The organism is Mesorhizobium sp. WSM4809 (assembly GCF_055811655.1).
The window spans coordinates 144,178-161,958 of sequence record NZ_JBVVQW010000001.1; the positions used below are offsets into that span (position 1 = coordinate 144,178).

Annotated in this window: 16 protein-coding genes; 15 read left to right on the top strand and 1 reads right to left on the bottom strand. The window is 64.1% G+C overall.

Going from position 1 to position 17,781, the window contains the following annotated elements; genetic code table 11:
- Positions 1-231 precede the first annotated feature (231 nt).
- Entirely contained in the window at positions 232-1,983 is a 1,752-nt protein-coding gene (locus AC0L24_RS00565) for a type I secretion system permease/ATPase (RefSeq protein WP_164873899.1), read from the top strand.
- Entirely contained in the window at positions 1,976-3,352 is a 1,377-nt protein-coding gene (locus AC0L24_RS00570) for an HlyD family type I secretion periplasmic adaptor subunit (RefSeq protein ID WP_127811186.1), read from the top strand. The genes AC0L24_RS00565 and AC0L24_RS00570 overlap by 8 nt, the downstream gene beginning before the upstream one ends.
- A 174-nt stretch (positions 3,353-3,526) precedes the next feature.
- Here AC0L24_RS00570 and AC0L24_RS00575 read toward each other — a convergent pair whose 3' ends face one another.
- A complete protein-coding gene (locus AC0L24_RS00575) occupies positions 3,527-4,477 on the bottom strand; it encodes a LysR family transcriptional regulator (RefSeq protein ID WP_023808937.1) in 951 nt (316 codons plus the stop codon).
- A 93-nt stretch (positions 4,478-4,570) separates the two neighbouring features.
- Here AC0L24_RS00575 and AC0L24_RS00580 point away from each other — a divergent pair, with 93 nt between their 5' ends.
- The 13 genes from AC0L24_RS00580 (at position 4,571) to AC0L24_RS00640 (ending at position 17,767) form a co-directional block, all read left to right on the top strand.
- On the top strand, positions 4,571-5,476 hold the full coding sequence (locus AC0L24_RS00580; RefSeq protein WP_127811185.1) for a dioxygenase family protein: 906 nt from the start codon (positions 4,571-4,573) through the stop codon (positions 5,474-5,476).
- Positions 5,477-5,479: 3 nt separating this feature from the next.
- Positions 5,480-6,439 carry a VOC family protein gene (locus tag AC0L24_RS00585; protein ID WP_127318892.1) on the top strand — a complete coding sequence of 320 codons (960 nt, stop codon included), beginning with the start codon at positions 5,480-5,482 and terminating at the stop codon, positions 6,437-6,439.
- Positions 6,436-7,095 carry an alpha/beta hydrolase gene (locus AC0L24_RS00590; RefSeq protein WP_127811184.1) on the top strand — a complete coding sequence of 220 codons (660 nt, stop codon included), beginning with the start codon at positions 6,436-6,438 and terminating at the stop codon, positions 7,093-7,095. The genes AC0L24_RS00585 and AC0L24_RS00590 overlap by 4 nt, the downstream gene beginning before the upstream one ends.
- Positions 7,092-8,156 (top strand): maleylacetate reductase, encoded by a 1,065-nt coding sequence (locus AC0L24_RS00595; RefSeq protein ID WP_127811183.1) that lies wholly within the window; start codon positions 7,092-7,094, stop codon positions 8,154-8,156. The genes AC0L24_RS00590 and AC0L24_RS00595 overlap by 4 nt, the downstream gene beginning before the upstream one ends.
- Before the next feature lie 26 nt (positions 8,157-8,182).
- Complete coding sequence (locus AC0L24_RS00600; RefSeq protein ID WP_127266438.1) at positions 8,183-9,457, top strand: ABC transporter substrate-binding protein; 1,275 nt, start codon at positions 8,183-8,185, stop codon at positions 9,455-9,457.
- A gap of 59 nt (positions 9,458-9,516) precedes the next feature.
- Complete coding sequence (locus AC0L24_RS00605) at positions 9,517-10,233, top strand: ABC transporter ATP-binding protein (RefSeq protein ID WP_127811182.1); 717 nt, start codon at positions 9,517-9,519, stop codon at positions 10,231-10,233.
- On the top strand, positions 10,233-10,934 hold the full coding sequence (locus tag AC0L24_RS00610) for an ABC transporter ATP-binding protein (protein ID WP_127399096.1): 702 nt from the start codon (positions 10,233-10,235) through the stop codon (positions 10,932-10,934). The genes AC0L24_RS00605 and AC0L24_RS00610 overlap by 1 nt, the downstream gene beginning before the upstream one ends.
- A gap of 67 nt (positions 10,935-11,001) precedes the next feature.
- On the top strand, positions 11,002-11,865 hold the full coding sequence (locus AC0L24_RS00615; protein WP_127811181.1) for a branched-chain amino acid ABC transporter permease: 864 nt from the start codon (positions 11,002-11,004) through the stop codon (positions 11,863-11,865).
- Between the two features lie 8 nt (positions 11,866-11,873).
- Positions 11,874-12,923 (top strand): branched-chain amino acid ABC transporter permease, encoded by a 1,050-nt coding sequence (locus AC0L24_RS00620; protein ID WP_127318880.1) that lies wholly within the window; start codon positions 11,874-11,876, stop codon positions 12,921-12,923.
- The gene (locus AC0L24_RS00625; RefSeq protein WP_127811180.1) at positions 12,923-14,677 is read left to right on the top strand and encodes an FAD-dependent oxidoreductase; all 1,755 of its coding nucleotides are present in this window, start codon (positions 12,923-12,925) and stop codon (positions 14,675-14,677) included. The genes AC0L24_RS00620 and AC0L24_RS00625 overlap by 1 nt, the downstream gene beginning before the upstream one ends.
- A gap of 10 nt (positions 14,678-14,687) precedes the next feature.
- Positions 14,688-15,578: an intradiol ring-cleavage dioxygenase gene (locus tag AC0L24_RS00630; RefSeq protein ID WP_127811179.1), complete on the top strand. Its 891-nt coding sequence runs from the start codon at positions 14,688-14,690 to the stop codon at positions 15,576-15,578.
- Positions 15,578-16,396 carry an SDR family NAD(P)-dependent oxidoreductase gene (locus tag AC0L24_RS00635; RefSeq protein WP_127396231.1) on the top strand — a complete coding sequence of 273 codons (819 nt, stop codon included), beginning with the start codon at positions 15,578-15,580 and terminating at the stop codon, positions 16,394-16,396. Before AC0L24_RS00630 ends, AC0L24_RS00635 begins: the two co-directional genes overlap by 1 nt.
- Positions 16,397-16,459: 63 nt before the next feature.
- A complete protein-coding gene (locus AC0L24_RS00640; RefSeq protein ID WP_127811178.1) occupies positions 16,460-17,767 on the top strand; it encodes an ABC transporter substrate-binding protein in 1,308 nt (435 codons plus the stop codon).
- The last annotated feature ends 14 nt before the right edge of the window (positions 17,768-17,781 follow it).

Genomic DNA, 17,781 nt, shown 5'->3' on the forward strand with positions numbered 1-17,781 from the left:
CGAAAATCGTCATCTTTCGGGAAGTTATCCCCAGACAGGGAGACGTCGGCGGTCGCGTTTCGCTGGTTCAGGCCAAGAATCCGCTGCATTTTCCTCAAAGTCGACGTATGTAAGCAGAGCGTAATAAGGGGGGGCGACGGATAGCGGCTGCTATGCGCACTAAGAAAGGTTTGAGCCATTACAACTTACGGAAGTAACGGCGCGGCAGTGTCGCGCGAACGACCGCTGGTCATGAAAACATCGGGGGCCGGATCTCCCGAGCTACGTTCCGCCATTCTCGCCTGCATGCCTGGGCTGCTTGGCGTGGCGCTGTTCTCGGCAGTGATAAACATTCTCGCTCTGACCGGTTCGGTCTATATGTTGCAGATCTACGATCGCGTTCTGCCGTCGCAGAGCGTTCCCACCCTGGTGGGGTTCACGATCGGAATGCTGGGTCTGTATGCGGTCTATGGGCTTCTGGATTTCGTGCGGCTTCGCGTGTTGGTCCGCATCGGCAGCCGTCTCTATAGGAATTTGCAGCAAAAGGTGTTCTCCATCTCCCTGTCCCTGCCGCTCAAGGCAGGGCGTGATGCGGACCGTCTGCAGCCTTTGCACGATCTCGACCGACTGCGCGGCTTTCTTTCCGGAACGGGACCGACGGTTATCTTCGACGCCCCGTGGATCCCCTTTTATCTGCTGATCATTTATTTGCTCCATCCTTCGCTCGGCCTGCTGGCGACGGTCGGTGCGATCGCCGTGGTCCTCCTGACAGCGATTGCGGAAGTGTTTAGCCGAGGCCCCGCCGCGCGTGCCTCGGAGGAGCTGCTGTCGCAGCGGGCGCTTGCCGATTCCGGCCGCCGCAACGCCGAAGTCGTTCACGCAATGGGGCTTTCTGGTCGACTGGCTCGACGCTGGAGCGACGTCAGCAGAACCTATCTCGCCCAGCAGGAACGTCTCTCGGACGTCGTTGGTGGCGCCAGTTCGCTGTCGAAGGCCCTGCGGATGGCGTTGCAGTCCTGTGTTCTCGGTCTCGGCGCTTACCTGGTGATCGGCGGCGAGGCTTCACCTGGGGTGATCATCGCATCTTCCATTTTGCTTGGCCGCGCCTTGGCCCCGGTCGATGCTGCGATCGCAAACTGGAGAGGCTTTCTGTCGGCCCGGCGCAGCTATTCCGAGCTGGCAGCGGTCATGGCGGCATTCGGCCGCCAGGACGAGCCAATGGAGTTGCCTCGGCCGCAGGCGCGGTTTGCGGTCGAGCAATTGACCATTGCGCCGCCCGGCTTGCCAAAGCCAACCGTGGTCAATGTGAGCTTCCATCTGTCGAGAGGCGCTGGGATGGCCGTAATCGGCCCAAGCGGTTCCGGCAAGACAACTTTGGTGCGTTCGTTGGTCGGGGTGTGGAAGCCGCTCCATGGCTCGGTGAGATTGGACGGCGCCTCTCTCGATCAATGGAACTCGGAACAGCTCGGCGCCCATATCGGCTACATGCCGCAGGATGTGGAGTTGTTTGACGGCACGGTAGCGGACAACATTTCGAGGTTCCGAGGCAAGACGGATCCAAAAGGCGTCCTTGCGGCGGCAAGAGCAGCCGGCGTCGAGAAAATGATAATGCAACTCCCCCAGGGATTTCAGACCCGCATCGGCGAGGGCGGAGCGGCCCTGTCGGCAGGGCAGAGGCAACTCGTGGGTCTCGCCCGAGCACTTTATGGCGAGCCGTTTCTTGTCGTGCTCGACGAGCCGAACTCGAACCTCGACGTGGACGGGGACACTGCCCTGGCCGGCGCCATACGGGCAGTGCGTCAGCGCGGAGGCATCGTCATTGTCGTTGCGCATCGTCCTTCGGCACTCGCCAACATCGATCAGGTACTGGTTATGTCGAATGGAACGGTTCATGCCTTTGGCTCGCGCGAGCAGGTCTTGGCGAACGTGCTCCGACCTTCACCGCCTGTTTCACCTCGGCCATCTTCTTTGGCGCCGATACCGGGGGTTGCCGGGCATGCATGAGGCTCTGCTCGAAACATTCGTCACCTTCTCGTCGTATGCTCGGACCCTTCGTGGCAGCAAACCGCCTGCCGTGAGCGCGCCAGATCTGTCGGACGGTATACGGGCCAACCTGATATTCGGCTTGGCGATTACCGGTCTGCTGGTTCTTGGCGGCGGTCTATGGCTGGGATTGACCAAGATCGCCGGCGCTGTGGTTGCACCAGCCACCGTGGTGGTGGAAACCAACGTCAAGAAGGTCCAGCATCAAACCGGAGGCACAGTGGGCGGGATCTTCGCGCAGGACGGAGATCATGTGCGAGCCGGCGACGTGCTGGTCAGGCTGGATGACACGCTGACTCGCGCGAACCTGCAAATCATCAGCGAGGATCTCGATCGCGCGACCGTCCGCCTCGCCCGGTTGGAGGCCGAGCGCACGGGCCTGGCGGAAATGCAACTGCCGGTCGACCTGAAGGCGCGAATGAACCAACCGGAGCTGGCTGCGCTCGTCAATGGCGAGCGCGCCCTCTTTGAAACGCGCGCTTCGGCTTTGGCTGGACAGAAGGCACAGTTGAGAAGCCAATCCCAGCAACTTGAACGTCAGATCGACGGCCTTAAGGCGCAACAGAGCGCGGTGGATGAATCGGTTGCTCTGCTGAACAAGGATTTCGCGGACGTTGATTCCCTCTACGCCAAAAAACTCGTCTCCAAGGAGAGGCTAAGCAACATCAAGCTGGATGCCACCCGGGCCAGGGGAGAATCGGGGCGCCTCGCTGCAGCAGTAGCTGAAGCGCAGGCGCGCATCAGCGAAACGGGGTTGCAGATGCTGCAACTGGATGACCAAAGGCGCACTGACGTGACGACCGAACTCCGCGAGACGGAAGCCAAGCAGACCGAACTCAACGAACGGAGGATTGTGGCCCAGGATGAATTGACCAAGACAACGATCCGCGCGCCGCAGTCCGGAACGATACAGGAATCGGCTGTCCATACCGTCGGCGGCGTTATCGCGCCTGGCGAGATGCTCATGACCATTGTACCTGATGCCGATGATCTTGTGGTGGACGCGCTGATCCCGCCGTCGCGGGTCGACGACGTCCGCCCGGGGCAGCCGGTATCGATCCGTTTTCCGGCGTTCGACGTGGGAACCACTCCGGTCTGCCAAGGGTCAGTGAAACACATCTCGGCAGATCTGATTAAAGATCCGCAACGTCAGCTTTCCTATTTCTCGGCGCGTATCAAGGTTGAAAGCAAATCGAACTGCCTGACGGAAGCGAAGGTGCTGAGGCCAGGCATGCCCGCCGAGGTTCATATCCGCACCGATGAACGCAATGTCTGGTCTTATCTGTTGAAACCCTTTGTGGATCAGATGTCCAAGGCGTTTACGCAGTGATGGCGAGGTGGAGGAGGGTGAGCCAATAGGATATCGGGATTTCTGGCGGCCCGACGGCTTTTGGGGGCGGGCGGCCGTCGAGCCTAACCGGCGACGCGGGGATGAAGCGCCTCCGGCTGGAGGAAACATGCGCGTTATGTGACGCCACCGCATCATTCGAATAGCGAGGCTGGATTACCGCCCCCAGACGACGGCATTCTCGTGCCGTTTGATGATGTGCTTCAGATTCTCGAAGGCGGTCGTGACGTGGCCGGCGAAGCGCTCTGCCGCGGGCGAGCGTGGCCCGCTGACCCGGCGCAGGATTCCAAGCGAGCGGCTGGGCTGCGGAATTTCATAGGGTAGCACCGTCACCCGGTTTTCCTTGCGCTGCGCGAAGACCACGGAGAACGGCAGCACCGCCAGCGCATCGGTTTCGGCAAGGAAGTTGATCACGCTCATCAGCGAGCCTCCCGAATAGCGGACGTTGAGGTCCGACATGCCGATGCTCATCAGGATCATCTGCAGGTCCGACATCAGCGGAGAACCGGGTAGCGGGGCAACCCAGGGAAAGCTGGTCAGGTCATGCGCCCTGAGGCGGCGATTTCGCAGCAGGGGATGGTCGGGCCGGCAAGCCACGACGTTGCGTCCGGGCAGGATTTCCGTGAATTCGAAGCCGGGTCCCAGGTCGAGCACGCCGATCGGCACGATCCCGAGATCGATCTGGTTGCTCTCCAGCGCCGCGACCATCTCGGGCAGGTTCATGTAGCTTTGCTGGACGGTGACCTCGGGCTCGAGCTTCTGGAATTCTCCGATCATCCGGCTGATCATCGCATCCATGAAGAAAGGCACACCGCCGACACGGACGACGCCCTTGGTGCCTTTCATGAAGCCCTGCACCGCATCCGACGCCTTGCGCGACGCGGTGATGATCGTGCGGCCCTGCGCCGCCAGCTGGAAGCCGAGCGGTGTCGCCTGCAGCGGCCGGCGGCCCTTGAGGAAAAGCGGCTCGCCCACCCGTGCCTCCAGCATGGCCAGCGATCGGCTGACTGCCGGCTGGGTCAGGCCCAGCATAGCGGCTCCTTCCGACACGCCGCCTGCATCCAGCACCGCGGCGAGCTGCATGAGGTGGCGCTCGTTCAGCTTCATAGCAAAACGCTATACAAGGGACGCCACATCTCATCAAGCATCGCGTCAGGCCGTGCTATCCCGCTTGGCAAGGGGAAGGGAGGCCCCGGCGGGATGCACGGCCAGCACGACCCGAAGCGAGATGAATTCCCCAAGGCGATCTCGACACAGGCCGAGGAATTCTCACGGCGCCTGACGGCAATGGGCCAGTCCCGCCTGGCGGCGGCGGCACAGGCAGCCGTCGACGGTTTGCACGCGCTGATCGTCGAGTTGCGGCCCTCCGGCGAGGAATTCCGGCAGGCGATCGATTTTCTGACCGAGGTTGGCCACTACGCCGATGCGCGGCGCCAGGAATGGGTGCTGTTCGCCGATGTCCTGGGCGTGTCTTCGCTGATCGAGGATCAGAACAGCCCGCGCCCTGTTGGGGCGACCCCAAACACCCTGGCCGGCCCCTTCTACCGGGCCGACGTGCCGGAGATGCCGCTCGGCGCGAACATTTCGCGCGATCACAAGGGTGAGCCGCTGGAAGTTGCCGGCCGGATCGTCGCGCTCGACGGCGCGGGGATCGGCGATTCGATGGTCGAGATCTGGCAGGCCAATGCCGAGGGTCTCTACGAGAACCAGGAACCTGATAGGCAGCCTGAATTCAATCTGCGCGGACGCTTCCGTACCGATCCGCAGGGGCGGTTCCGCTTCACGACGGTGAAGCCGAAGGGCTACACGCTGCCGTCGGACGGCCCAGTCGGCCAATTGATGTCGGCACTTGGCCTTGGCCTCGAGCGGCCGGCCCACATCCATTTTCGCGTCTCGGCGGAGGGCTTCGAAACGCTGACGACCCACATCTTCGACCGGTCGGACCCCGCGATCGGCCGGGATGCCATCTTCGGGGTCAAACCCGAACTCATGGCCGAGTTCCGCGCGCTGCCGCCCAACGGAGGAAAACGGAAGCACGCGCTCGACCTCAACCTCGTGCTCTGCCCGCAGCGGCGGGGCGAAACCGAAACCTCTGGGAGGAGATGACCGATGGCACGTGTCAGCGGCTACCACCATTTGACGCTCTCGACGGACAGCGCTCAGGAAGATTTTGATTTCTATACCAAGGCACTGGGCCTGCATTCGGTCAAGCGCACCGTCTTGTTCGATGGCGTCATCCCGGTCTATCACCTCTATTACGGCTCGCCCAACGGCGATGCCTCGACGATCATCACCACCTTCCCGTTCCGCAAGCCAGGCGTCTATGGCCGACGCGGATCCAACCAGTCGCGTACCATCATGCAGTCGATCCCCAAGGGGGCCGCGGATTTCTGGGTCGACCGGTTGAATGCGCGTGGCATCGAGGCCATCAAGATCACCCGTTTTGGCGCCGACCGTGCGGCTTTCGCACATCCCTGCGGTATCCCGCATGAGCTGGTGGAAAGCGACAGGGATCCACGCGCGCCCATCGCCAACGAAACGCAGGGCATCGGCAAGGCCCACGGCATCAAGGGAATCTACGGCGCCGTGGTGGCGGTGATGGACCGCACCGCCATGGACGACTTCCTGACCATCGCATTGCCGATGGAGAAAGAGGCCGACGACCACGAAGGGCTGGTGTTCCGCGTGCCCGACGCGGCCGGCGTCGCTCAGCGCGTGGAGGTCATTGTCGACCGCGACAGCCCGCAGGGCACCTGGACGCTGGCGGGCGGCACGATCCACCACCTCGCCCTCAACACCGGCGACGAAGAGAACCAGTTGAAACTGCGCGCCCATATAGAGGGCCTCGGCTTCACCGATATCTCGGAGCAGAAGGACCGCAACTACTTCAAGTCCTGCTATGTCCGCTCCCCCGGAGGCGCGCTGTTCGAAATTGCCTGGACCACGCCCGAAGGCTGGGCCAAGGACGAGCCCCCGGGCCAGATAGGCAAGACGCTGGTCTTCCCGCCATGGTTCAAGGACCGCGAGAGTGAATTGCAGGCCGGCCTGGAAGAGGCGGATTTCGCGTGAGTTCAGGCAGCGGTCCGCTCCGGCTTGGGCCAAGAGGTCCGGAGGCGAAGGCGATTTGCGTCTTCGTCCACGGCCGCGGCCAATCGCCCGAAGAGATGCAGTCGCATGTGCTGTCGCGGCTTTCCGCGACTGCCGTGGCCTTCATCCTGCCGCGTGCACCGCACGGCATCTGGTGGGAGGCGCGTGCCGTCGATCCGTTGACGCCGGTCGCCCGCGCGCAGCTTTCGGATGCGCTCGACCACCTTGCGGCCGCAATGGTCGCGGCGCGGGCCGAACTGCCCGGACTGCCGCTTCTTCTCGCGGGCTTCTCGCAAGGGGCGTGTCTCTCGATCGAGTATCTCTGCGCGGGGCTGCCGCCGCCGGACGCTTTGGCGGCCTTCACGGGCTGCCGTGTCGGCGTTCCGGCGGACGAAAGATCCGAGGCGGCGCCGGCCGGAATGCCGATCTATCTTTCCGGTGGCGATGCTGATCCCTGGATTCCGGTCTCGGCGTTTGCCGATGCCGCGCAATCGCTGGGCCGGTTTGGCGCGAGCCTGCGGGCCGATCTGTTCCCGGGCCGCGGCCATGAGGTCTCGGACGCCGAGATCGCCATGCTGGGCACGATCCTCGACGACCTCGCGGCCGGGCGTGGCCCGCGCATGGAGGCGGCGCGATGATGGACAGCTTCACCTTTCCTGGCCTGACGACACGGGTGGTCTTCGGTGCCGGCAGCATGGCTCGCGTCGAGGAGGAAGTCCGGCGGCTCGGCCATGACAAGGTGATGGTGCTGTCGACATCGCATCAGAAGGGCGATGCGGAGAGACTGGCCGCAAGCCTTGGTGGCCTCGCGGCCGGGATCTTTGTCGGCGCGGTCATGCATACCCCTGTCGAGGTCACGGAAAAGGCCGTCGATGCCTTCCGCAGCAGCGGCGCTTCGGCGGTCGTCAGCCTTGGCGGCGGCTCGACCACCGGGCTCGGCAAGGCCATTGCCGTGCGCACCGGCGCCGACCAGGTGGTCATTCCCACCACCTATGCCGGCTCGGAAATGACTGACATCCTCGGCGAGACGGCGGCCGGTGAGAAGACCACCCGCCGCTCGCCGGACATCCGCCCGGAGACGGTAATCTACGACGTTGATCTGACATTGAGCCTGCCGGTAGGTCTCACCGTGACCTCGGCGATGAACGCGATCGCTCATGCGATGGAGGCCTTCTATGCCCCCGATCGCAATCCGGTGATCGTGCTGATGTGCAGGGATGCCATGATTGCCTTCAAGGACGGCATTCCAAGGCTGATCGGCGACCCGCAGGATCGCGCGGCGCGGACGCAGGCGCTCTATGCGGCGTGGTGCTGCTCGACCGCACTCGGCTATGTCTCGATGGCGCTGCATCACAAGCTGGCGCATGTCTTCGGCGGCTCGTTCGATACGCCGCATGCCGAAACCCACGCCATCCTGCTGCCCTACACGACCGCCTTCAACGAAGCGGCAGTGCCCGATCTGCTGCGCCCCATCGCCGAGGCATTCGGCGGCGGCTCGGCGGGCGGCGGGCTCTGGGATTTCGCACAGTCGGTCGGCTCTCCGCTGAGCTTGAAGGCGATCGGCATCGAGGAGACCGATCTCGACCGCGCGGCGGCGATCGCGGTCAAGAATGCCTATGCCAATCCGAGGCCAATCGATCTGGGATCGATAAGGGAACTCCTTCAGGTGGCGTGGGAGGGACGCCGTCCGGGGGCTTGAGAATAAAACAAGAGGGAGGAACTACAGTGATCACAAGACGCAGCCTACTGAAAGCCTCGGCGGCGACAGGCCTGGCGCTGGCCGGTTCGCGCCTGGCGACGCCGGCCATCGCGCAAGGCGCCAAGATCCGCCTGGGCTATGTTTCGCCGCAGACCGGGCCGCTTGCCGGCTTCGCGGAGAGCGATGCCTACAACATCAAGGCCTTCCTCGCTTCCGAGGCGGGCAAGAACTTCGAGGTCATCGTCAAGGACAGCCAGTCGAATCCCAATCGCGCGGCCGAGGTGGCGAAGAGCTTGATCGTCGATGACGAGATCAACCTGATGCTCGTCGGCTCGACACCCGAGAACACCAACCCTGTGGCCACCACCTGCGAGGCGGAGGGCGTGCCGGTCATCTCGACGATGGCGCCGTGGCAGCCCTGGTTTATCGGCCAGCAGGGCAATCCGGCCGATCCGGCCTCGTGGAAGCCTTTCAACTTCGCCTATCATTATTTCTGGGGTCTCGAAGACATCATCGCCGTCTACACCGGCATGTGGAAACAGCTTTCCACCAACGGCAAGGTGGGCGGGCTGTTCCCCAACGATGCCGACGGCAATGCCTGGGGCGACCCGAAGAATGGGTTGAAGCCCGGCCTCGACGCCGCCGGCTTCAGCCTTGCCGATCCTGGCCGCTACCAGAACCTTTCGGACGATTTCACCGCGCAGGTCAACGCCTTCAAAGCCGCCAATGCCGAGATCGTCACCGGTGTGGTCATTCCGCCCGACTTCACCACCTTCTGGAACCAGGCCCGCCAGCAGGGCTTCAACCCCAAGGCGGTGACGGTCGCCAAGGCGATCCTTTTCCCGCAATCGGTCGAGACGCTCGGCGATGCCGGCCACAACCTCTCGTCCGAGGTCTGGTGGTCGGCCTCGCATCCGTTCAAATCGTCGCTGACGGGCGAGAGTTCGGCCGAACTCGCTGCGGATTTCACCGCCAAGACCGGCCGTCCCTGGACCCAGCCGATCGGTTTTGTCCATTCGCTGTTCGAGGTGGCGGCCAATGTCATGGGCCGCGTGTCGGATCCAACCAATGCCGAGGCGATCGCGGCGGCGATAGCGGCCACCGACATGACGACGGTGGTGGGCAAGGTGGCCTGGAGCGGCGCGGGATTGCCACCTTTCGCCGCGAAGAACGTCTGCAAGACGCCGCTCGTCGGCGGGCAGTGGCGGAAGAAGGCCGGTGGCGGCTTCGATCTGGTGATCGTCGAAAACGCCGGCGCCTCCGAGATACCCACCGCCGGCAAGATGGAAGCCCTGGCCTGACGCTGCCGAGGGCGGCTGATACCGCCGCCCTCGTTCGGCGCGACCCAAGGATGACAGTGATGATACTCAGGCTGGAAAACGTTTCGAAGTCCTTTGGCGCCCTGAAGGTTGCGGATTCCGTGACCGTCAGCGTGCCGCGCGGCGAAGCGCTGGGCATTATCGGCCCGAACGGCGCGGGAAAATCGACGCTCTTCAACCTGATCACCGGAAACTTGTTTGCAAATGAGGGGCGCATCGAATTGCTCGGCCGCGACGTGACCCGTGCTCCGGCCATGGAGCGGGTGCACATGGGCGTCGGCCGCAGCTTCCAGATTCCGCAGCCTTTCGAGGGGCTGACCGTGTTCGAAAATCTCTTGACCGCTGCCGCCTTCGGCCGGGGCGGACGCGAAGCCGAAATGGTCGACGATTGCGCTGGTATCCTCGAGGAGACGGAGCTTCTCAGGAAGGCCAATTTCGTGGCCGGCTCGCTGAGCCTTCTCGACCGCAAGCGCCTCGAACTCGCCCGCGCCGTGGCGACAGGCCCTGAGCTTCTGCTTCTGGACGAGATCGCCGGCGGTCTGACGGAGGGCGAATGCAAGGCCCTGGTCGCGACGATCAAGGCGATCCACGCCAGGGGCACGACAATCATCTGGATCGAGCATGTGCTGCACGCCCTGAATTCGGTGGTAGAGCGGCTTCTCGTGCTGGATTTCGGGCGTGTGATCGGGATCGGTGCGCCTGATGAGATCATGGCCTCGAAGGCGGTTCGCGAAATCTATCTGGGGCTCGAGGTCTGATGCTGGAAACGCGTGGCCTCACCGCGAATTACGGCCAGTTCCGGGCGCTGTTCGGTGTGGATATCAGCGTGGCCGCGGGCGAATGCGTGGCGATCATCGGCGCCAATGGCGCCGGGAAATCCACGCTGATGCGCTCGATCACGGGCGTGATCGGCAACGAGCCCGGCATGGTGCTGCACAGGGGCGAGCCGATCGGCGCGCTGTCTTCGGCCCAGATCATGAAACGCGGCATCGCCATGGTGCCGGAGGGGCGCCGACTGTTCCCTTCGCTCACCGTCGAGGAAAACCTGCTGGTCGGCGGGCAGGCGCGCAAGGTGCCGGGGCCGTGGAACCTCGACGCCGTCTATGACCTTTTTCCGATCCTGCGCGAGCGGCGCAAGAGCCCCGGCACAGCGCTCTCGGGCGGCCAGCAGCAGATAGTGGCGATCGGCCGGGCGCTGATGTCGAACCCCGAATTGCTGCTCTGCGACGAGATCAGCCTCGGCCTCGCGCCCGTCGTCATCCGCGACATCTACGCAGCCCTTCCCAGGATCCGCGAAGGCGGCGCCGCGATCGTGCTGGTGGAGCAGGATATCGGCAAGGCGCTGGCGGTCGCCGACCGTGTCTACTGCATGATGGAGGGCCGCGTCACGCTGGCCGCCAGGGCGGCCGAGGTCAAGCGCGAAGACATCCATTCTGCCTATTTCGGAGTGGCGGCATGATCCGGAAACCGAGGCTCCGTCATCTGCTCGCGCAGCGCTCTTGTGGCCTGATCGAGGTGGCGCGGCGATGATCTGGCTGGACACCCTCGTGCAGGGGATTCTGCTGGGCGGGCTCTATGCCCTGTTTGCAGCGGGATTGAGCCTCGTCTTCGGCATCATGCGGCTGGTGAATCTCGCCCATGGCGACCTCATCATTCTTGCCGCCTATCTGGTTTTGATGGGCGTCACGCTGCTCGGCCTGTCGCCCTGGATCGCTGCCCTGGTCGCCATGCCGGCGATGTTCGCGCTCGGCTGGCTGCTGCAGACCGTCGTGCTGAACCGCGTGCTGGGCAAGGACATCCTGCCGCCGCTTTTGGTCACCTTCGGCCTGTCGGTCGCCCTGCAGAACGGCCTGCTCGAGGCCTTCTCCGCCGACAGCCGCCGCATTCCGGTGGGCGTGTTGGAAGGGGCATCGCTCGATCTCGGGCTGGTCACGGTGGGGATCATGCCGCTGATGACCTTTGCCTCGGCGATCGTGATGATCATTGCCCTGAACGGGCTCTTTTACCACACCGCGCTCGGCCGTGCCTTCCGCGCCACCTCGGACGACGCCGTGACGGCGGGGCTGATGGGGATAGAGCCGAAGCGGATTTTCGCGATCGCCACCGGGATCGCCATGGTCGTGGTGACGCTGGCGGCCCTCTATCTCGGCATGCGGGCAAACTTCGATCCTTCGATCGGGCCGGCGCGGCTGATCTATGCCTTCGAGGCGGTGATCATCGGCGGCCTCGGCAGCCTATGGGGAACGCTCGCGGGCGGGATCATCATCGGCGTGGCGCAGACGTTTGGTGCCGCGCTCAATCCGGAATGGCAGATCCTGGCCGGCCACATCGCCTTCCTGGCCGTGATGCTGCTCAAACCGCGCGGGCTTTTTCCGCGCGCAGTGGATTGAGGGGCGGCATGTATCGACTGACAACCCGCACCCGCGCCGGAACCGTAACCGCGATCACGGTGCCGATCGTCATCGTCGCCGCGCTCGCGCTGCCTGCCGTGGCCTCGCGGGGCGTCATACAGGATCTGTTCTTCATCCTCACCATGCTGACGCTGGCGCAGATATGGAACCTTCTGGCGGGCTATGGCGGCCTGGTCTCGGTGGGTCAGCAGGCCTTCGTCGGCATCGGCGCCTACGCGATGTTCGCCGGCGTGATCCTGCTTGGCTGGAATCCGGTCCTGGCGATCCCACTGGGGGGGCTTGCGGCGCTGGTGCTGGCGGTTCCGACGGCCTTCTTCGCATTCCGTTTGCAGGGCGCCTATTTCGCCATCGGCACCTGGGTGATCGCTGAAGTGACGCGCCTGCTGGTCGCGCAGTGGAAGGCGCTCGGCGGCGGCACCGGCACTTCGCTGCCGCGCGAGGCGACGAGCAGCATCCTGGGCACCGATGCGATCAGGGCGCTGTTCGGCGTCCGCGAGGCCGCGGCACGCGACGTCCTGGCCTACTGGCTGGCTTTGGCGTTGGTCGTAGCTGTGACCGGCGGCATCTATTGGCTGCTGCGCAATCGCCTCGGGCTGGCGCTGGCGGCGGTGCGCGACAATGTCGACGCGGCGCAATCGGTCGGCGTCGATACCGGCCGGCTCAGATGGGCGGTCTTTCTGATCGCCGCGGCCGCCACCGGGCTGACCGGCGCGCTGATCTTTCTGCAGACGGCCCGCATCTCGCCGGGAGCGGCCTTTGCCGTCACCGACTGGACCGCCAACGTCATCTTCATAGTCGTCATCGGCGGCATCGGCACCATCGAGGGGCCGATCCTCGGTGTGCTGGTCTTCTTTGCGCTGCGCTCGGCGCTGGCCGACTACGGCAGCTGGTACTTGATGACGCTCGGCCTCATCGCCGTCGTCGTAATGCTTTTTGCACCAAAGGGGCTGTGGGGCCTGATCGCGTCCCGCAAGGGCCTGCACCTGTTTCCGGTTCGCCGCAGGCTGACCGGTCCGAAGATCGAGGGAGGAATTTGATGGCGGATATCGAAACCGACGTGCTGATCGTCGGCACTGGCCCGGCCGGCTCGGCCACCGCCGCGCTGCTGTCCAGCTACGGCGTCGCCAACATGATCGTCAATCGCTATCGCTGGTTGTCGAACACGCCGCGTGCCCACATCACCAACCAGCGCACGATGGAAGTGCTGCGAGACCTTGGGCCGGAGGTAGAGGCCGAGGCCATGATGCACGCCTCCCCGCAGGAGCTGATGGGCGAGAACGTGTTCTGCGAAAGCCTGGCCGGCGAGGAGATCGGCCGCATGAAGAGCTGGGGCGTCCATCCGCTCTCCAAGGCCGAACATCTCCTGTCGTCTCCCTGCTTCATGAACGATCTGCCGCAGACCTTCATGGAGCCGATCCTGTTCAAGTCGGCCTGCGCCCGCGGCACGCAGGCCCGCATGAGCACGGAATATGTCAGCCATGTCCAGGATGCGGACGGCGTGACGACGACCTGCCACGATCGACTGTCGGGCAAGGATTTCACCGTGCGGTCGAAGTTCCTCGTCGGCGCCGACGGCGGCAACTCGCTGGTGGCCGAGCATCTGGGCCTGCCGCTCGAGGGCAAGATGGGCGTCGGCGGCTCGATGAACATCCTGTTCAGGGCCGATCTTTCGAAATATGTCGCCCACCGGCCGAGCGTCCTCTACTGGGTCATGCAGCCCGGCGCCGACGTCGGCGGCATCGGCATGGGTCTCGTGCGCATGGTGCGGCCGTGGGACGAATGGCTGATCGTCTGGGGTTACGACATCAACCAGCCGCCGCCTGAAGTGACGCCGGAACTGGCCACCAGCGTCGCGCGTCAACTGGTCGGAGATCCCGCGCTCGAGATCGAGCTCCTGGGCGCCAACACCTGGACCGTGAACAACTGCTTCGCCACGCACATGCAGAAGGGGCGGGTGTTCATCATGGGCGATGCCGCGCACCGGCATCCGCCCTCGAACGGGCTCGGCTCGAACACATCGATCCAGGACGGGTTCAACCTCGCCTGGAAGCTTGCCAAGGTCGTCAAGGGGCAGGCGGGGGTCGGGCTTCTGGACAGCTTCTCGGCCGAGCGCGCACCGATCGCGCGCCAGATCGTGACACGGGCGAACCAGTCCATCGCCGAATTCGGACCGATCTTCGAGGCGCTCGGCATGGACGGCGGCGTGGATCACGACAAGATCCACAGGAACATGGAGGCTCGCGCCGATGCGACGCCCGTCGCCGAAGCGCAGCGCGAGGCGCTCCGCAAGGCCATCGCCTTCAAGAAGTACGAGTTCGACGCCCATGGCGTCGAGATGAACCAGCGCTATGCCTCCGGCGCGGTGGTGACCGACGGCCAGGGCGAGCCGCCTTTCGAGAAGGATCGCGAGCTGCATTATGCGCCGACAACGTGGCCCGGTGCGCGCTTGCCGCATGTCTGGGTCTTCGAGCGCTCCGGCAGGAAAGTCTCGACGCTCGATCTTTGCGGGCATGGCGAGTTCACGCTGTTGACCGGCATTGGCGGCGAGGCGTGGGTCGCAGCGGCGGAGACGGTGGGCGCGGAGCTCGGTCTGCCGATCCGCAGCCATGTGATCGGCCCGCGCCGCGCGATCGAGGATCATACCGGCGACTGGGCCGGCGCACGGGAGATCCGCGACACCGGCTGCCTGATCGTTCGTCCCGACCATCATGTCTCCTGGCGTTCCGAAACGCTGGCGGCCGATCCGGCGGCCGAACTGCGCCGGGTCTTGAAATCCGTTCTGGCGCGCTGAGGAGGATCGCATGATCGACGAACACGAATCCGGCTATTTCACCGAAGCGAACTCGGCCGAGGTCGTGGTGGCGCGCAACAGGAACGCCAAGGACGAGCGGCTCAAAGAGGTGATGGAGGTCATCACCCGCAAGCTGCACGAGGCGGTGAAGGAGATCGAGCCGACACAGGAGGAATGGTTCGGCGCGATCATGTTCCTGACGCAGACAGGCCAGATCTGCAACGAGTGGCGGCAGGAATACATCCTGCTGTCGGATGTTCTCGGTGTCTCGATGCTGGTCGATGCGATCAACAACCGCAAGCCGTCGGGCGCCTCGGAATCGACGGTGCTGGGACCCTTCCACGTCGCCGACGCCCCCGAACTGCCGATGGGCTCCAACATCTGCCTCGACCAGAAGGGCGAGCCCATGTTCGTGCATGGCCGCATCCTCGATACCGAGGGCAACCCGATCGCAGGCGCCAAGATCGACGTCTGGCAGGCCAATGACGAGGGCTTCTACGACGTGCAGCAGAAGGGCATCCAACCCGACTTCAACTTGCGCGGCGTCTTTCGCACCGGCATGGACGGGCGCTACTGGTTTCGCGGAGTGAAGCCCAAATACTACCCGATCCCGGATGATGGCCCGGTCGGCAAGCTGCTGGGCGCGCTGGGGCGTCACCCCAATCGTCCGGCGCATCTCCACTACATCGTCGAGGCCGCGGGCTTCGAAGCGCTGACCACGCACATCTTCGACCCGGACGACCCGTACATCGATTCAGATGCCGTCTTCGGCGTGAAGAAGAGCCTGCTCGCCGAATTCCGCAAGGTCGAAGACGCCGAAGCTGCCGCCAGGGTCGAGGTTGCGGCCCCGTTCTACGACGTGGAGTTCGATTTCGTGCTGTCGCACAAGGGAGGAAACTGATGGCCGCACTTGAAAAGATGTTCGATGTCAAAGGCAAGTCGGTGATCGTCACCGGGGGCGCCAGCGGCATCGGGCAGGCCTATGCCGAGATCATGGCCGAGCACGGGGCGAAGGTCTGTATCTTCGACCTGAACCCTGCCGGGCTTGACACGACCGTGGCCGCGATCAGGGCGGTGGGTGGCGATGTCTGGGGCCAGGTTGTCGATGTCGGCGACCGCGCGGCCATGGCCGCAGCCTTCGACAAGGTCGCCGGGGAGGCGGGCTCGATCGATATCGTGTTCGCCAATGCCGGGATCGATGCCGGGCCGGGCTTCAACACCCCGACGGGCGAAAGGAACCCCGACGGCGCCATCGAGAACCTGCCCGACGAGCACTGGGACAAGGTGATCGAGATAAACCTGACCTCGGTCTACACCACGATCAAGCATGCCGTGCGGCACATGAAGCCGAATGGCGGCGGCCAGATCATCGTCACGTCGTCCATCGCCTCTCTGATCAACGAGAGCATCGTGGGTACACCCTACATGCCCGCCAAGGCCGCGGTGAACCATCTCGTTCGCCACATGGCGATGGAGCTTGGCGCCTACAACATCCGCATCAATGCCATCCTGCCCGGACCGTTCATCACCAACATCGCCGGCGGCCGGCTGCGCAATCCGGCGGACCGCAAGGCCTTCGAGGCCCAGTCGCTGCTCGGTCGGATCGGCGACCCGGAAGAGATCAAGGGCCTGGCGCTTTATCTGGCGTCGCCGGCCGCGTCCTACGTCACGGGCTCGCTGATCGTCATTGATGGCGGCTCACTGCTGAGGATGACCTGAAGCCGCTTTGAACTGAGACCGGTCCCGTGGGCCGGAGAAACTTAACCCAGGGAGGAACCGACGATGAGCTACTACAACAGACTGGTGAAATCGGGCTTGCGGCCCAGCCGCCGAAGCGTCCTGAAGGGGATTGGAGCCGGCCTTGCCGCCAGCACGCTGGGCATGCCGGCCTATGTGCGCGCCGCGACGGCGGGAAAGATCAAGCTCGGCTATCTCAGCCCGACGACCGGACCGCTCGCCCTGTTTGGTGAAACGGATGGCTACACCTTGCAGAAGATCCGCGCCCTGCTCGGCGGCCAGCTGCAATGCGCCGACGGCAATACTTACGAAATCGAGATTCTTGACCGCGACAGCCAGTCCAATCCGAACAAGGCATCGGAAATCGCCGGCAATCTGATCCTGAACGACGAGGTGCATCTGCTCGTGCCGGCCTCGACCACCGACACGATCCTGCCCGCGGCCGAGCAGGCCGAGCTTTATGAAACGCCCTGCATTTCCTCGGGCGCTCCCTGGCAAGCGGTGATCATGCCGCGCGGCGGCGGCAAGCAGACCTTCGACTGGACCTATCATTTCTTCTGGGGCCTCGACGAGGCGTTGAACACCTTCGTCGGGCTCTGGAACCATCTGGAGACCAACAAGAAGGTCGGGATGCTGTTCCCCCAGAACATCGACGGCGAGACCTGGGGCAACGACGAATATGGCTTGCCAGCGCCGACCCGCAATGCCGGCTACGAGGTCGTGGTGCCCGGCTATTTCCAGCCCCGCACCAATGATTTTTCCGCACAGATAGCCGAGTTCAAGAAGCAGGGCTGCGAGATCATCGGCGGGATTACCTATCCCGACGATCTGAAGACCTTCGTCACCCAGTGCAACCAGCAGGGCTTCAAGCCGAAGGCGGTCACGGTGGCGGCGGCGCTCTTGTTCCCGGGTGGCGTCGAGGCCATGGGTCCTCTAGGCAACGGCATGTCCTCGGAGGTCTGGTGGACCCCGGCCTTCCCGTTCAAGTCGTCGCTGACCGGCCAGGTCAGCAGCGACATCGCCAGCGAATGGGAAGCCGATACGAAGCGCCAGTGGACGCAGCCGCTGGGCTATTCGCATGCCTTGCTCGAGGTCGCCCTCGACATACTGAAGCGCTCTTCCAATCCGCTCGACCGTGCGGCCAATCGTGACGCTCTGGTCGCTACCGATCTGCAGACGCTGGTCGGTCATATCAAGTTCGACGGCTCGCCCCACAAGAACATCTGCAAGACGCCGATCTTCGGCGGCCAGTGGGTGAAGGGCGAGAAATGGCCTTATGACCTGAAGATCGTCGACAACACTGTCAATCAGCTCTTCGCGCCGCAGCAGGCTATCCAGCCGATCGCCTGGTGACATGAGCGGGAACG